Source organism: Bacteroides clarus (genome assembly GCF_015555825.1).
Taxonomy (GTDB): Bacteria; Bacteroidota; Bacteroidia; order Bacteroidales; family Bacteroidaceae; genus Bacteroides; species Bacteroides clarus.
In genome coordinates, this window is sequence record NZ_JADNLF010000012.1 from 14,911 (window position 1) to 30,281 (window position 15,371).

20 protein-coding genes are annotated in these 15,371 nt (G+C 49.5%); 5 read left to right on the plus strand and 15 right to left on the minus strand.

The features are described 5' to 3' along the window. The first annotated feature begins 16 nt into the window (after positions 1 to 16). A complete protein-coding gene (locus tag I2F54_RS12955) occupies positions 17 to 379 on the plus strand; it encodes a DUF3127 domain-containing protein (protein ID WP_195501410.1) in 363 nt (120 codons plus the stop codon). Positions 380 to 502: 123 nt separating this feature from the next. Here the strand turns inward: I2F54_RS12955 and I2F54_RS12960 are convergent, their stop codons facing one another. From I2F54_RS12960 to I2F54_RS12980, 5 genes are all read right to left on the minus strand, one after another. After that, the gene (locus tag I2F54_RS12960; RefSeq protein ID WP_195501411.1) at positions 503 to 2,164 is read right to left on the minus strand and encodes a DUF3352 domain-containing protein; all 1,662 of its coding nucleotides are present in this window, start codon (positions 2,162 to 2,164) and stop codon (positions 503 to 505) included. Between the two features lie 72 nt (positions 2,165 to 2,236). Further along, positions 2,237 to 3,001, minus strand: a complete 765-nt coding sequence (locus tag I2F54_RS12965) for an MBL fold metallo-hydrolase (RefSeq protein ID WP_009121647.1) — start codon at positions 2,999 to 3,001, stop codon at positions 2,237 to 2,239. Between the two features lie 26 nt (positions 3,002 to 3,027). Beyond that, positions 3,028 to 4,011: a UDP-N-acetylmuramate dehydrogenase gene (gene murB, locus I2F54_RS12970; protein ID WP_009121646.1), complete on the minus strand. Its 984-nt coding sequence runs from the start codon at positions 4,009 to 4,011 to the stop codon at positions 3,028 to 3,030. Between the two features lie 5 nt (positions 4,012 to 4,016). Continuing rightward, a complete protein-coding gene (locus tag I2F54_RS12975) occupies positions 4,017 to 4,865 on the minus strand; it encodes a DUF4348 domain-containing protein (protein ID WP_009121645.1) in 849 nt (282 codons plus the stop codon). Positions 4,866 to 4,885: 20 nt separating this feature from the next. Next, the gene (locus tag I2F54_RS12980) at positions 4,886 to 5,842 is read right to left on the minus strand and encodes an NAD-dependent epimerase/dehydratase family protein (protein WP_022218410.1); all 957 of its coding nucleotides are present in this window, start codon (positions 5,840 to 5,842) and stop codon (positions 4,886 to 4,888) included. A 155-nt stretch (positions 5,843 to 5,997) separates the two neighbouring features. On the opposite strand from I2F54_RS12980, the gene kbl reads away from it, so the two are divergent. Beyond that, positions 5,998 to 7,185 carry a glycine C-acetyltransferase gene (kbl, locus tag I2F54_RS12985; protein ID WP_009121642.1) on the plus strand — a complete coding sequence of 396 codons (1,188 nt, stop codon included), beginning with the start codon at positions 5,998 to 6,000 and terminating at the stop codon, positions 7,183 to 7,185. A gap of 41 nt (positions 7,186 to 7,226) precedes the next feature. Here the strand turns inward: kbl and I2F54_RS12990 are convergent, their stop codons facing one another. From I2F54_RS12990 to I2F54_RS13035, 10 genes are all read right to left on the minus strand, one after another. Continuing rightward, on the minus strand, positions 7,227 to 7,418 hold the full coding sequence (locus tag I2F54_RS12990) for a DUF3791 domain-containing protein (RefSeq protein WP_338083446.1): 192 nt from the start codon (positions 7,416 to 7,418) through the stop codon (positions 7,227 to 7,229). Positions 7,419 to 7,431: 13 nt separating this feature from the next. After that, entirely contained in the window at positions 7,432 to 7,932 is a 501-nt protein-coding gene (locus I2F54_RS12995; protein ID WP_195501413.1) for a DUF3990 domain-containing protein, read from the minus strand. Further along, positions 7,929 to 8,144, minus strand: coding sequence for a DUF3791 domain-containing protein (locus I2F54_RS13000; protein ID WP_009121639.1), 216 nt, complete (start codon positions 8,142 to 8,144; stop codon positions 7,929 to 7,931). Before I2F54_RS13000 ends, I2F54_RS12995 begins: the two co-directional genes overlap by 4 nt. 116 nt (positions 8,145 to 8,260) lie before the next feature. Beyond that, on the minus strand, positions 8,261 to 8,743 hold the full coding sequence (locus tag I2F54_RS13005; RefSeq protein ID WP_118045735.1) for a ferritin: 483 nt from the start codon (positions 8,741 to 8,743) through the stop codon (positions 8,261 to 8,263). Positions 8,744 to 8,867: 124 nt separating this feature from the next. Further along, positions 8,868 to 9,341 carry an N-acetylmuramoyl-L-alanine amidase gene (locus I2F54_RS13010; RefSeq protein WP_073212617.1) on the minus strand — a complete coding sequence of 158 codons (474 nt, stop codon included), beginning with the start codon at positions 9,339 to 9,341 and terminating at the stop codon, positions 8,868 to 8,870. Positions 9,342 to 9,379: 38 nt separating this feature from the next. Continuing rightward, complete coding sequence (locus I2F54_RS13015) at positions 9,380 to 9,481, minus strand: smalltalk protein (RefSeq protein ID WP_162609559.1); 102 nt, start codon at positions 9,479 to 9,481, stop codon at positions 9,380 to 9,382. 67 nt (positions 9,482 to 9,548) lie between these two features. Further along, complete coding sequence (locus I2F54_RS13020; RefSeq protein ID WP_009121622.1) at positions 9,549 to 10,037, minus strand: HU family DNA-binding protein; 489 nt, start codon at positions 10,035 to 10,037, stop codon at positions 9,549 to 9,551. Between the two features lie 325 nt (positions 10,038 to 10,362). Beyond that, the gene (gene dnaB, locus I2F54_RS13025; protein ID WP_195501414.1) at positions 10,363 to 11,739 is read right to left on the minus strand and encodes a replicative DNA helicase; all 1,377 of its coding nucleotides are present in this window, start codon (positions 11,737 to 11,739) and stop codon (positions 10,363 to 10,365) included. Positions 11,740 to 11,772: 33 nt separating this feature from the next. Continuing rightward, on the minus strand, positions 11,773 to 12,381 hold the full coding sequence (locus tag I2F54_RS13030) for a hypothetical protein (RefSeq protein ID WP_009121620.1): 609 nt from the start codon (positions 12,379 to 12,381) through the stop codon (positions 11,773 to 11,775). 270 nt (positions 12,382 to 12,651) lie between these two features. After that, on the minus strand, positions 12,652 to 12,933 hold the full coding sequence (locus I2F54_RS13035) for a DUF4248 domain-containing protein (protein ID WP_022217862.1): 282 nt from the start codon (positions 12,931 to 12,933) through the stop codon (positions 12,652 to 12,654). A 186-nt stretch (positions 12,934 to 13,119) separates the two neighbouring features. On the opposite strand from I2F54_RS13035, the gene I2F54_RS13040 reads away from it, so the two are divergent. The 3 genes from I2F54_RS13040 to I2F54_RS13050 all read left to right on the plus strand — a co-directional run bounded on the left by I2F54_RS13040 (position 13,120) and on the right by I2F54_RS13050 (position 15,343). Further along, the gene (locus I2F54_RS13040) at positions 13,120 to 14,070 is read left to right on the plus strand and encodes a tyrosine-type recombinase/integrase (RefSeq protein ID WP_195501415.1); all 951 of its coding nucleotides are present in this window, start codon (positions 13,120 to 13,122) and stop codon (positions 14,068 to 14,070) included. A 382-nt stretch (positions 14,071 to 14,452) separates the two neighbouring features. Next, on the plus strand, positions 14,453 to 14,740 hold the full coding sequence (locus tag I2F54_RS13045) for a hypothetical protein (protein WP_229097189.1): 288 nt from the start codon (positions 14,453 to 14,455) through the stop codon (positions 14,738 to 14,740). A 45-nt stretch (positions 14,741 to 14,785) separates the two neighbouring features. After that, the gene (locus I2F54_RS13050; RefSeq protein ID WP_195501457.1) at positions 14,786 to 15,343 is read left to right on the plus strand and encodes a DUF3575 domain-containing protein; all 558 of its coding nucleotides are present in this window, start codon (positions 14,786 to 14,788) and stop codon (positions 15,341 to 15,343) included. Positions 15,344 to 15,371: the final 28 nt, after the last annotated feature.

Consider the following 15,371-nt stretch of genomic DNA (forward strand, 5'->3'; position numbering starts at 1 on the left):
ATTTAAAAAGAGAACAATGGAATTTACAGGAAAAATTATCGCTATACTCCAGCCCAGAGGCGGAGTTTCCAAAACAGGTAACGAGTGGAAGGCACAAGAATACGTAATCGAAGACCACGGACAATATCCCCGTAAGATGTGTTTCGACGTATTCGGAGCAGATAAAATAGAACAGTTCAACATCCAGATGGGTGAAGAGCTGACGGTTTCTTTCGATGTCGATGCACGTCAGTGGCAAGACCGCTGGTTCAACAGTATCCGCGCATGGAAAGTAGAACGCGTCAGCGCAGCCGCACCGGGCGCGCCGGTTCCGCCGCCGGCTCCTTCCGCAGCACCGGAATTCTTGTCCGGAGACGCTAAAGACGATTTACCTTTCTAAATTGAGAATTGAGAATTAAAAATTGAGAAATAAGAAAGACCATGTATGTACCTGCGGGCATATACATGGTCTTTTTTTTATCGGAAGAACCGACTATTCTCCCTATTTCTCAATTTTTAATTCTCAATTCTCAATTTCCCCAATTTCCCCAATTTCCCCTTTATACAGTAAGACGAGGTTTGGGTACACTATTCCGTCCGTACAAGTAAACTGTATGCCGATTACGAAGTGACGGAAGAACTTGGCCTGACGGAAGAAGAAGTTCGGTATCAGGCGCACATAAGTTTCCGGCTGGAGCATCATCTCTTCCATATCCACCATCATGGCAAAGTTATAATACGGGGAAAGACTGCCTACCCCTTCTTCATACACCGAAGTTCCGCCCAGCACATCCTTATTCTCGACGGCGTCTATATAGGCGGAAAGGCTCTGCGCATCGGGCGCCAGCAACAAGGCTCCCTTATAAAAACAGGCGTAGGTGTGAAGCGCGGATTCCGTAATGCCGGTCAGTTGCGTCAGCATAGTATTCCGGGGCAACATGTACTGCCGGTATTTCCTCGCCTGCGGATATTGCCTGTAATCGGGAGAGGTCCGCGGCACTGCCGGGGCGTCCTCTTCTTTCGGAGTAACATATAGCAGATGTTGCAGATAACGTTCCGCCTGCGCTTCATCTTTCACGGCAACACTCATTACGGCGCAAGGACGACGGTCGGTTGTGTCTTTGGATTGAAACAGGCAGGACATGATGCTCTCTCCCGCATGCTCTTTCATAAAATCCATCCACTCTTCATCCCGCTTCTTGATATAATCGGAATAAGTAGCTTTGGCATATTCCTGCCGCGAAGTAAAGCCGAACATGGCTTCCAAATCCGAAATAGCCCACTGGTCGTAAAAGAAAGTAGAGGCCGGAAGCCGCTCTCCCGAAAACCCCTTTATCGGCATCTGTCTGCGAAGCGCGTTGATAAACGTCCGGGTAGTATCCGAACCGTGACTGATACCGGAACAATACACGGCTTCCTCATTGAACTTCATATCAAACTCCGCCCAGCTTCCCAAGCGTGTCTGCGAACGGATGCCGTCCGTATCCTTTCCCATGCCTACCTCTTTCATGCGCACGTACACCGTTGCCGCCACATTATTGCGTTTGCCGGCATACATGGTACGGAAAGAAGGCATATCCATCAGCGATTGCCTGGAACGGCGGGCATCGATGACCTGCTCTATCAAACGCTTCTGAAAGCTGACCGCCAGAAAATCCGGCGTGAAATAGACCGCAAGGAAACGTCCGTCCGCCATGGGATAGATACGTATTTCCTCGCCGTTATAATCGAAGTATTTAGAGGGGAAAGTACTGGAGCAGTACTTACGCACAAAAGATTCCACCAATTCGTAATCTCCCGACCCCAGGCTGCAATACAACACCTGATTCAAAGGAGTATCCGGCTCGTGAAAACTGATAAGCATCTTGTTCATCTGCCTGCTCAACCCGTGCGGGGTGTCGCCTACCAGCGTATTGAGATACTTTTTCAAGTAGGCGAAAAGCTCCGAAACATATAAGAAGTGGTCATCCTTACTGCAATGCAACCCGTTGATGTCTTCCATCAAGTCCGCCACGCGGTCTGTCTCAAGTACAGCCGTAGCATCTTGCGGAACCAAGGTAAAGAGATTAAAATCCTGCCGGTTTTCCACCGCGTTCATGCGCAGGAACGAGTATGCGCCGAAGCCCGTACATAGCAGCACTATGGACACAATAACGGCTATTCGTATAAGTACTCGAAGCTTCATGGCATTTATTCATCAACTGTTGGCAAAAATAAACATTTCTACTAATAAAACAAAACAAATGTTTTAAAAAGTTTAGAAATCTATTTCCATCCCGTCATAAGCAAAATGCACATGGGGCGGCAGTTGGCTGTCTATTTCGGCATGCAGTCCTGCGTGATGGCTCATGTGGATGAAATAAGTTTCCTTCGCGCCAATACGTTCCGCAGCCGCCAACGCTTCCGATATGCTCTGATGCGTAGGATGCGGTTGCGGCCGCAAAGCGTTTATTACCAAAACGTCCAGCCCCTGCAATTGTTCATACGAGGCGTCCGGCATCGTAAGCATATCCGTTACATATCCCAAACGTCCGCCGATACGGTAGCCCAGAATGGGTAAACGCCCGTGCATCACGGCCACCGGCAGTATTTCCGTTCCCCGTACAGAGAAAGGCTTGCCCGCTTCCACTTCCCGCAAATAGATGCGCGGTACGCCCGGATACTTCTTATCCACAAAGCAGTAAGGCATCCGCACCCTCAGATGAGCGGCTGTGTAAGCATCCGAATAGATAGGTATCTCCGAAAAACGGCAGAAAGGACGCAAATCGTCCAATCCGCCCACATGGTCGTAATGCTCGTGGGTTATCAGTACGCCGTCTATCCGCTCGTAAACGGCAGCGCGCAACATCTGCGTCCTGAAGTCGGGGCCGCAGTCTATCAATATCGTCGCGTCGTCCGTATGCAGCAGAGCCGACGCGCGCAAGCGGTTATCCCGCAAATCGGCAGAGGTGCAGACAGGGCACGTGCAACCTATTTCCGGCACTCCGGTAGATGTTCCGCTTCCTAATATGGTCAGTTTCATAACAGTAATAAGTAAATGGCGGTTAATCACTCTATAAAGTTTACTTCCGGATGAATCTCCACCCCGAACTTCTCCTTTACAGAAGCTCTGACGGCATCCGACAGGGCAACCACGTCTTTTCCGGTCGCACCGCCCAGATTCACAAGCACCAGAGCCTGCTTGTCGTGTACGGCGGCAGGTCCTAAAGCCTTGCCTTTCCAGCCGCACCGGTCTATCATCCACCCGGCGGGAATCTTCACCCGCTCGGCGTCCACCTCGTAATGGGGCATGGCGGGATATCTGTCCAGCAACGCTTCAAATTGCGCACGGGGCACGATGGGGTTCATAAAGAAACTTCCGGCATTGCCCAGCACTTTCGGGTCGGGCAGCTTGCTTTCGCGGATAGCTATAATCACACGGCGCAAAACAGCTAAATTCACCGACGGATACTTGGCAAGTTCCTGACGAATCGTACCGTAATCCAGTGTGTAACGCTCCTTCTTGCTCAGTACGAAATTCACGTAAGTCACAAAGACCGACTTCATTTCAGGCTTTTTGAAAAGGCTTTTCCGGTAAGCGTACTCACATTCGTCTTTTTGGTAAACACGCTTCTCGCCGCGAATGTTTATCGTCTCCACAGACGCGATGATGTCTTTCACCTCTACGCCGTAAGCGCCGATATTCTGTACGGCGCCCGCACCCACCTCACCGGGTATCAGCGACAGGTTCTCCGCGCCATACCAGCCCCGCTCTACGCAGTAAGCCGCGAAATCGTCCCATATCACGCCCGCGCCCACACGCACCCGCACCCGCTCATCATCTTCCGCGGTCACTTCCACTCCGCCGATGCGCGAGTGCAGCACCATGCCGTCATAATCTTTCACAAACAACAGGTTACTGCCGCATCCTATATGCAAAAAAGGAGAAGTGACGCGCCCTTCGGCTATCCATTTCTCCAGTTCCTCTACCGAGTGATATTCCGCATACACGGCGGCTTTCACATCGAATCCGAATGTATTGGGTATTCTCATAAATCTCAAATGCTCGTATCTTCGTATTTATACATTTTCCACTCGCCGCCCCGTCTCCGGAAATAGAAAACGTTGGAATATCCGTTGCCGATGCCGTTCACTTTCAGAATTTTCGTATTCGAATTGTCCTCGTTCTTCTGTCCGTAGTTGATGTTGGACAACTTGTCTACGGGCAGCGGCGGACGGAAAGCATACCACTGGTTCACATCGAGGGTGGTCTCCAATATGGCAAACTCATCGTCGGGGTCGATGGTGACAAACTGCAACGGGTCGGCGATATGCTTGCTCTGGTACAGGCTGTCCGTCACAAAACGGGTATAGAAATCCACAAAATTCTCACCTTCACCTTCCTCGATATGGCGCAGATTTATGGCTTCAAGCATCCACATGCCTTCCTTGCGTTCAAAGTAATATTTCTTCACCATGCGCGTTTTCAGGTAAATCCATTCCACCTGTACGGATTTCAATGCGGTGTCGCCCACCATATCCATGTCGCTCTCACGGTCGAAAAGCAACGTGTAATAGTTCTGCTTCGTAAACAGGTAGTCGTGCTTCCAGAAACGCTCTTCTATTTTTGAAGGGGTATCCCGGTTGTAATAAGGCAAAGGAAACACCGTCCTCTCCCGCTGCAAAGCTTCGTCCGAGGCATAGTTGAAGATAAAATCATCAAACAGTTCGTCCGCTTCCAACGGCTTAGGTTCTTCCTTCACTTCCGCCTGTTGCAGCGTATCGGCCTTATGACCGGCCGAATCCACCATTTCGGTAATGGTAGCAAAGGGATCCATTTGCGTCTTCCTGTTCCCGCATGAGAACAGAAAGACGAGTATAAAAAATCCCGTTAGTAATCGTTTCATTCTTTACTGACCCTCTACGGTCATTTATTTAATTTCGCTCTTAATTTTTCAAGCATATCCACAGTCATGGACTCCAGGTCGAATTGCGGCATCCAGTCCCATTCCTCGCGGGCGCAGGAGTCGTCCAGAGAGTCGGGCCAACTGTCGGCGATGGCCTGCTTCAAAGGGTCTACCTCGTAGGTCATTTCAAAGTCGGGCACATGCTTCTTGATAGCGGCGTAAATCATTTCCGGGTCGAAGCTCATGGAAGCGATGTTGAACGCATTCCGGTGTTTCAGGCGCGCCGGAGCGGCTTCCATCAGCGAGATAGCCGCATTGATGGCATCGGGCATATACATCATGTCCATAAATGTACCCGCCTTTACGGGACATACGAACTTCTCGCCTTTCACGGCCGAGTAGAAGATGTCTACCGCATAATCCGTCGTACCGCCACCCGGGGGCGTCACGTTGGAGATGATGCCGGGGAAGCGTACCGCACGGGTATCCACCCCGTATTTCGTATAATAATAATCGCTTAACAATTCTGTCGTCACTTTTGTTACGCCGTACATGGTGCGCGGGCGCTGAATAGTGTCTTGCGGCGTCTTTACGTGGGGAGTGTTTTCTCCGAACGAACCGATGGAGCTCGGCGTAAATACGGCGCAACCATACTCACGCGCCACTTCCAGCACGTTCCACAACCCGTCTATACCTATTTTCCATGCCATGGCCGGACGGCTTTCGGCAACTACCGACAGCAAGGCTGCCAGATTATAAATTGTATCGATCTTGAATTGTCGCGCCACAACTTCAATGGACTGGCGGTCTGTCACATCGGCTATGGCCGAGGGACCCGAGGCTTTTAATTCACCCTGCGGCATAGCGCTCGGAATATATCCGGCTACAACATGGTCATCACCATAGCGCTTGCGCAACTCTAATGTCAACTCCGAGCCAATCTGTCCTGTGGCTCCGATTACCAAAATATTTTTCATACAACTTATTTATAAGGTATTCTTTCATTACCGAGGCGCAAATATACGCACTTTTTTTTCATTTTTCTATCAAAAAGATATTGTTTATTCCAATAAAAATGATGTCCTTTGTAGAGCTTCAAATAACGATGTATCACTTATTAAAATAGAACGCTATGTATGGTAAAATGAAAGACCATCTCAGCAAAACTCTTGCTGAAATAAAAGAAGCCGGACTCTACAAAGAGGAACGCCTGATTGAGAGTGCGCAACAAGCCGCTATCACCGTGAAAGGCAAGGAAGTACTGAACTTCTGCGCCAACAATTACCTGGGATTATCCAATCATCCCCGCCTGATAGCCGCCGCCCGAAACATAATGGAACGCCGCGGTTACGGCATGTCGTCCGTACGTTTCATCTGCGGAACGCAGGACATTCACAAAGAACTGGAAGCCGCCATTTCCGATTACTTCAAGACGGAAGACACCATTCTGTACGCCGCCTGCTTTGACGCCAACGGCGGTGTGTTCGAGCCTCTCTTCACCGAAGAGGACGCCATCATCTCCGACTCCTTGAACCACGCTTCCATTATCGACGGCGTGCGCCTGTGCAAAGCCAAGCGTTACCGCTATGCCAATGCCGACATGGCGGAGCTTGAAAAATGCCTGCAAGAGGCTCAGGCGCAACGTTTCCGTATCATCGTGACGGACGGTGTGTTCTCCATGGACGGCAACGTGGCTCCCATGGACAAGATATGCGACCTTGCCGAAAAATACGACGCGCTGGTAATGGTGGACGAATCTCACTCCGCCGGCGTGGTAGGCGCTACGGGTCATGGCGTGAGCGAGCTGTATGGCACGTACGGGCGTGTGGACATCTACACCGGTACGTTAGGCAAAGCCTTCGGCGGCGCTTTGGGTGGTTTCACCACAGGCCGCAAAGAGATTATCGACTTATTGCGTCAGCGCAGCCGCCCGTACCTGTTCTCCAACTCCCTGGCTCCGGGCATCATCGGCGCGAGCCTCGAAGTGTTCAAGATGCTGAAAGAGAGCAACGCCCTGCACGACAAGTTGGTAGAGAACGTAAATTACTTCCGCGACAAGATGACTGCCGCCGGTTTCGACATCAAGCCTACCCAAAGCGCCATTTGCGCCGTAATGCTGTATGACGCCAAACTGTCTCAGATTTATGCGGCACGCATGCAGGAAGAAGGTATCTATGTAACCGGTTTCTACTATCCCGTTGTACCGAAAGACCAGGCACGCATCCGCGTACAAATCTCCGCCGGACACAATAAGGAGCATCTGGATAAATGCATCGAAGCGTTTATAAAGGTAGGAAAGGAATTGGGAGTACTGAAATAATATAAAAAAAGCGATAGAGTGGTAAAATGGTAAAAAACAGATTACTCTATCGCTTTTTTATCATATTCAAGTACTAATTCTTCTGCCAGATATTCATCACTCAGACAGTGCATATCAGCCACTCCGTCATTTATTAAACCATAGGTTTCCGAATCATAAAAAAAGCCCAAGGCATCCTCATAAGACAAATGTACCCGTTCTGCAAACAACCTGACAATGCGGGCGTATTTCATTTGTAGAATAGTTTTATTTGCTATCATTTTTGCTTGCTCCAATTGTTATTTCAGTAGCTTTCTTAAATTTCAGATGATGTAGAATTACATTCTGATTCAGTATACAGATTTGATGATTGGGATATTCAAAAGCCAGTCTTCCTAAAGCATCTTCTTTACTCATCTCACCGGCAAAATACAAATCAATCGTGTTGAAAACTTTATCATCCGCTATACCGCCGGATACAATGTCATATATCACCCCACCGTTACCTTTACGACATGCACCTACATACTCCAACCAGGCTTCGTCATATCTGTCGAATGTCATAACATTGTATTCAGACAAATCTTCATCTAATACATACTCATTAATATAAGCTTTTTGCCCTCTGCGGAGAAAACGCATCGCATATTTTTCAGCCTGCTCACGTATTGCAGTAAGATAGAAGCCCTTCCCAAAATCCAGAAAGTCACGCGAACGGCTCACATCCGGTCTCTCTATAATATACGGCGAAGCATGATACAATATCATTGCAAAACTCCTTTCTCTTTCATATACGATACAATGTCTTCCACCAGATAATCTTTACCGAATGTATGCAGCACGTCATACCCCGGCACAATATACTCCATTAAAATACCGGAGTCTCTCAACAGCCGATACACGTTTCCTGCGCTCATTTTCAATGCATCCGCTACATTGCCCACGCAAAACATCGTGAAATTTAATTGTTCAAAGTTCATATTCTTTAATACTGCAAAGCAGAGTATCTGATTATCTCTAAAAACAAAGATACGCAAAAAACTCTATATTTTCTGCGTATCTTCCAAAAAAATCCCATTAGGGATAATCAGTATACTTATCTTCTTTCGCCCAGCTTCGCATCAACAAAGAACACTCCGGCAGCACCGGCTTTCTTTACCATATCTACGATACCCGCGGCAGTAGCTTCTTCTTCCACCTGTTCGCGAACGAATCCCCACAAGAAGTCTTGAGAAGCTTTATCTTTTTCAGCGGCAGCTACGTCAACGAGGGCGTCAATCATCTTTGATACGCGGCATTCGTGTTCGTAAACCTGTTCGAATACTTCCAGCGGAGTACCGAAATCGTTGGGAACAACGTCAATCTTATCTAATTTAGCCTTACCGCCGCGCTTGATGATGTACGATGCCAGTTCGCAAGCATGTTCGTGCTCTTCGTGCGCCTGCTTTTTCAACCAGGAAGCCATACCGCAATAACCTTCCTTATCCATAAAGAAAGACATTGCCAAATAAAGGTTGGATGACCACATCTCAGCCGTAATCTGCTCGTTAATTGCATTCTGTAATTTTTCTGTTATCATAATTGTATTTATTAAGTAAATTGAAATGATTACAAATGTAACAAGAACACACGAATATTGTTCACCCCAATAACATTTTTTAGTAAAAAAAGCGTAACATAACTTTTCAAATACAACAATCGGATTACAATGAAGCCGGATTGGGGGGCGACGGCTCTTGCAGAATGGATGCAGCATCAAAGCAAGGACACACTTTTACCCATTCTTCAGGTTCTATCTCACCGTTGCCGTTCAGGTCGGGACTGAGGTCGCGATGCCCGCAAAGGCGGCTGCCGGGATAATCGCGCAGCAATAACATAACGAGTACCCTCAGTGAGTGTTTCTGGAAATCGGTACGGGTATCGGCAGGCCGTCCCCGCTCGTTCAGCCCGCCCTCGTAGCAGATGCCGACACTGTGGGCGTTGCAGCCTCTGGCATGCGCACCGGGACGTTCCAAAGGCCGGAGCGTCTTTATATCACCGTTCTTACGGATGTAAAAATGATAACCTGCGCCGGAGAAGCCCCGGCGCAGGTGGTCTGTTGTCAGGTCGTGTTCCGTATAGCTGCGGTCGCAGCGGGTGGCGGAACAGTGGACAACGATGAGGTTGATGAATCTCATTTGGAGTTATGAGTTATAAGTTATGAGTTATGACTTGGCTACATGGGCATTGCGTGCGCGCCCAATGCGCCGAGAACGGCTGATGCCACTGCGATTACGATTTTAAGGAGCTTGTCCCACCAGGTTGATTTTGTTGACATAAGAGTTTAGGATTTAAAAGATGAATACATAAAGTTATTGTTCAGTCGGGAAATCAGGACGGAAAGGCTATCCAAGAGGGTTCTCCTCTTCGCCGCTGTTGCCGCCGCCGTTACCGCCGCCCGAGCTGCCGTCAGCAGGTTTATCCAGCGAGAAAGCCACATTGGCCGGACTACGGGTGACGGCCGTACTGCCATTCACCAGCTTGAGACCCTTGTCGGGCACGAAGCGGATATTCACTTTGGAAATATTCCTGACCGTACAATCTTCCGACTTCTCCACACCCGGACAGCGGAACGTCATGTGAAGCGTACCGAGCTGATTCAGTTTCACCTTGTCGCCGTTGGCAAGATTTGTCTGAATTTCTTCCACAAGGGCTTCGATTACGTGCTTCACATCGCCTTTCGTCATGGCGCAATTTTTCTGAATACTGGCGGCAAGGACATCGATATCCACCGTGCCGCAGGTTTTGGGTTTCTGACGAAGATAATACAGTTTCTGAGAATCAGGATTCGTCACATCCTTCCGGCGCAGAAAGCGCTCTACAAGTACATCCATAAAAAATAAAGTTTAGGTTAAAAAAAATACATATCAAAATTCCATGTAAAAAGGAAGAGTAAACAGGCGCCTTAATCAATGATTTTCCCTTTCTTTAAGCATATAACAAAGATACGAAATCTACGAGGCGAAGTCAAGTATCCAGCCATTTATTTTCTATAATTCGTTCACTTTTTTCTCTGAAAATCAGGTAAAAAAACAGACGGTCTGTTTGCTCCGTACAGACCGTCTGTTTCATCGTTGCAGACCATGCGTTTACCCTGTTTGCACCGTCTGTTTTTTCATATTCTCCTATATAAGTAATGAATACATTATAATCGGATTGTTATTTCGCGTTTCTCATCAGCCATTCCGTAGGCGGAACATATTCGCCAAGTTTCGTCATGCTGGGGTTATGCGCAAAGTACACATCCCCTGTCTCACCGTTGCGGTGCTTCGCCACCATCACCACTCCCAAACACTCCGTAGGATACTTGCTTACCGGTTCTGTCTTGATACCCGACAGCGCAGGGCGGTAAAGCAGCATCACCATGTCCGCGTCCTGCTCGATAGCCCCGCTTTCACGCAGGTCGCTCAAGATAGGACGGCTGAAAGGCCGTCCGTCGCTTCCCCGGTTCAACTGGCTCAGGAGCAGAACGGGCACATTCAGTTCTTTTGCCATGAGTTTCGCCTTGCGGGTGGTCTGCGCCACTTCTTGTTCGCGGTTGCGGTTCTTCTGGTCGGACTTCATGTCGCAGAGTTGCAGATAATCCAGAATAATCATGTCGCACTTGCCTTTGCTTTGCAGCATACGCGCCGAAGAGCGCACCCTGTCCATGCTCGTCACCGGATGGTCGTCCACGTGGATAGGCAGTACACGCAAGCCCGTAGCGGCTCTCCTCACCTGCTCCACCTCGTCGGCGGTGAGCTGTCCGCCGCGCAGGTGGCGGGCATTGACATCCGGTGAGGCGGCCACCAGCCAGCGGTCGCCCAGGCGCTCACCCTGCATTTCGAGGCTGTACACCGCCACATGATGTCCTGCGGTGGCGGCCGCACGCGCCAGATGCAGGGCGAAGGCCGTCTTGCCTACGGCGGGACGGGCGGCAATGACATTCAAGTCACCCCGCTGCCAGCCCGAAGTCAGGCGGTCGAGGTCGGCCAGACCGGTGGGGATACCTGTGATGCCGTTTATGCCGGAAACCTGACGGGCATCCACTTGTTGCAGCGTATCATCCATCAAGGTATCCATATCGCGCAAATGGTCGATAGTGCCGCATTCTCCCTCAAAACGGTCCAGCAGGTTGTGGGCATCCACCAGCGTGTCGGCAATATCCGTGGTTTCATCGGCGGCAAGGGCCAGCAATTTATGGAAGCCGAGTATCATTTCACGCCGCAAGTGCTTCTCATGCAAAATCCGCACATGATACTCCAAATGCACCGACGACACCACCCTGCCGCTGATACGGACCAGTTCATACGGCCCGCCCGCGGCATCCAGCTTGCCGCGGGCGCCAAGCTCGTTCTTCACGGTGATGATATCTATCTGCCTGCCATCCCGGTACATCGCCTGCAAGGCGGCATAAATAAGCGCATTCTTCTCAAAGTAGAACATTTCCGGACGTAGCCGGTCGGCCACCATCGGCATGGCCTCACGCTCTATGAGGCAGGCGCCAAGTATAACTTCTTCAAGTTCCGCATCCTGCGGGTTCAGTATTTCACTCATTGCATTACGGTTGTCATCGTCGGCCGCCGGCCGCTAATATTCGTATTCATTCAAGAAAGCCTTGTTGGAGAGATAATTCACGGCTTGCAGACAGAACAAGGTGCTGTTGAGATGGCCGTAATAGTTTTCGATGTTTTCTACGGCGGCGGTACGTTCGTTGGCGGAGAGCCTGTTCCAGCTTTTGCGCGCTTTGGCGGGATTCACTTTGTCCTTGCGGGTAATCTCGTGGTACTGCTCCCAGAAATCATTGAAACCGTTGTCGGGCGGTGTGGCGGACGCCGCTTCCTTTTTCGGCGCGCGGGGTATCCAGGCGTCATAATCGGGGATGCGGATATGGGTGGAATGGCCGTCGTCCAGATGCACCAACCGTTTGCAATCGAACATCTTTTTGAAGAAACGCATGGTACGGCTACGTCTCCAACCGAAAATTTCGGTCCACTGCATATAGCTGAACAGACTTTCGCCACGTGCGCACACATACTCTGCCCCGTTGCGGCGATAAACGCTCTCCTTGTAATTGGCATAGAGCAACACACGCAGAAAAGCTTCCTGCTCTCCGGCAGCTTCCGGACACTCGCATATAATCTCATGGATTAGTTGTCGGGGAACCATGAGATACCCCTGTTTGGTGGATTCTAACATTTCATCGTTTTAAATTACTCCGCAAAGGTAGAGGACAATTCCCGGCTCTGCAAGCCCGGTATGCACTTCCGGTAAGCTTCGGTAAATAATAGCAGGTTTCGGTGGAAAATAGCTATTTCAGGTCGTTTTCGGTATGAACATCTTTCCGGACGCTCCGGCGCTCATTCATACGGGCTGTCCGCCAAAGGCTTATTATCTTTGACGGACAGCCGGCCGGACATTTTCCGGACACATAAGAAATAAAGGAAAGAATTGATATATTAAAATATATCAGGGGTTTTCTCTGGAAGCGCGTTTCTGCTTTTCGAAGAACGCTTCGCACGGCATTCCCAATTCGCGAATCACGGCAGCTATATGCAGAGGGGTCAGGATGGTGAAATGTTCCGTGTAGCCGTTCTTGCAAAGTTCGGCGTAAAGTTTCGGATAAAGTCTCAACAGTCTGCGGAAAGCGCGTGTGGACGAAGTGGCGTGTTCACAAGGACAATAAGCCATAGCGATGTCGGATATCGGATGACATCCGAACAGCATCCAGTCATAATCAGGGTGTTTCATATTATGTTTATTTTTTTAAAAAACGGCTGCAAAGGTATACAAAAAAGCCAAACATAACATTACCAATTGATTACCTGCGAACAGGCTGTTTTTTTACGCGTAATTTATTTTCAGGAAAACGAGTATATTATATTGCGCGCGTTAATTGCGCACGCAAGGAGTGTAAATATATAAAAACAACGCATTATGAAAGATTTAACATCCTTTACGCTTTCGGTCGTACAAGAACTGGAAGACAGGGAGCGGTTCGGAACCGCTCATGTGTATCGCAGCGCTTTGCGCGCTTTCCAACGTTACTGGAAAACCAAGCATCCGCAAGAAGAGATACGGATGAAAAAAGTGTTCGTGGCCGCCACGATACAAGAGTTTGAAAGGCATTTACAGGAGCGGATGCTCAAACTGAACACCTTATCCACGTACCTGCGGATGCTGCGTGCCCTTTACAACCGGGCATTGGCGGCGGGAATGGCCAACTATGTGCCCGGACTGTTTGCCCGCGTATATACCGGAACCCGCACCGACGTGAAACGCGCCCTGCCGCCTGCCGATATGGGGCATGCGCTTACCATTTCCCCGTCCTTGCAGCAGGAGCTGAGGGAAACGCAAATATGGTTCGCCCTGCTTTTCCTGTTACGGGGAATGCCTTTTGCCGACCTTGCCCGGCTACGCAAATGCGACTTCAGGAATGGAGTGATTTCCTACCGCCGGCAGAAAACCGGACGACAGGTGAGCGTGCAGGTCACCGCCGAAGCCGCCGAACTTCTCCGGCAATGCGCCGACCACCGTACAAACTCCCCTTATCTGCTCAATATCCTATGGGACGAAAACCGGTATTCTCCATTGGGAAGCCGTAACGAATATCAACATTACCAACGGGTATTAAGAAACTTCAACCGGAAACTGAAGCTGCTGGCATCCGCCCTCGGACTAAGCGAAAAATTATCGTCCTACACCGCGCGCCATACATGGGCGACAACGGCTTTTCACACGAAAGTCGCTGTGGGAATCATCAGCAATGCGCTGGGACATTCATCGGTAAAGGTGACGGAAACCTATCTGAAACCATTTGAAAACGAAGTGCTGGATAAAACCAATAAGAAAATAATCGCTTACGTAAAAAGATGCACGATGTGCTAATGCCGGGAGATTTGGACTTTCGATATATATCTATAATACAGGATATTACAAAGGAATTACTTTGTAGGTAACGGAGAGTATCTTCACTGCAAAAGTAACCATAAAACTTGAAAAACAAAGCAAAAAAGATAAAATCTTATCACAAACGGAGCAAAAGCCCGACTCGCGAACAAACAGAAACAAACCAACCCCGAACCATACGGCAACAAATCCTCTTACCGCCTTTCCGGACGGAAAGCGGGAAACACCTGTTATATAACCCCGCTGATTATACAACCCGGCCATACATGCGACAGACGCTTCTGTGAGGAGCCGCAAAACCGTTTTCCGTTACCTACAAAGTAACGGACAAATATCAACAATCAAACAAACAAAACAGTACATGATAACACCTCGAACACAAGCCGCCATCGCGCAGCTTAACCACATCCATGCAGGCAGCTATGATAGCTGTCCGGAACAGCATATACCCGCCGAAGAAGCGAGGCGCTCCCTACTGCCGCGACTCACCGCCACCGGACTTATCATTCCAAAAGGTGACAATAATCCGATGGAAATGCAATCTTATAAAAAATCCTACATTCAATACGGAACGACTGCGCAGAACCCCGGAGCAGTACACCCGGTGAGCGGAACATACCCGCAAGCAACAAACATGTCGGACTTATAGCCGGAGAGAAAACAGTTGAGAAGGAAAAGCTACATATCGGCCTCGGTGCTCCTGGCAGTGCTGCTATTGCTCCCCGCCTGCAAGACGGAAGGGCAAAACATTGCCGTGAAAAGCGATTTGCTTACAGGCATGCTCTCCTCTCCCAACCTCGGCGTGGAAGTAAGGCTGTCCGAACGGTTTACGCTGGAAACCGGATTTCATTACAACCCTTTCCCGGCAGGAGAGAACAAACGCTGGAAGCACTGGTTTGTACAGCCGGAATTGCGTTATTGGATGTGCCAGCCCTATGGCGGGCATTTCTTCGGGGTGAACCTGACGTACGGAGTGTACAATGCGGGAAAGATGAAACTGCCTTTGGGGCTCTTCAAGGGAGTGCGCTCCGACAGATACGAAGGAAACGTCATGGGCGCGGGCTTCTCGTACGGCTACCACTTTATCCTCTCTCCGCGCTGGGGACTGGAAACAAGCCTCGGCATAGGATTTCTGCACACCGCATACGAACGTTACCGCTGCCTGCACTGCGGAGAAAAGACGGGAAGCGGGCGCAAGAGCTTCATAGCTCCCACAAAAGCGGCCGTATCGCTGGTGTATATGATAAAATAGTAACAAGAATAATTACATAGCAAATTGA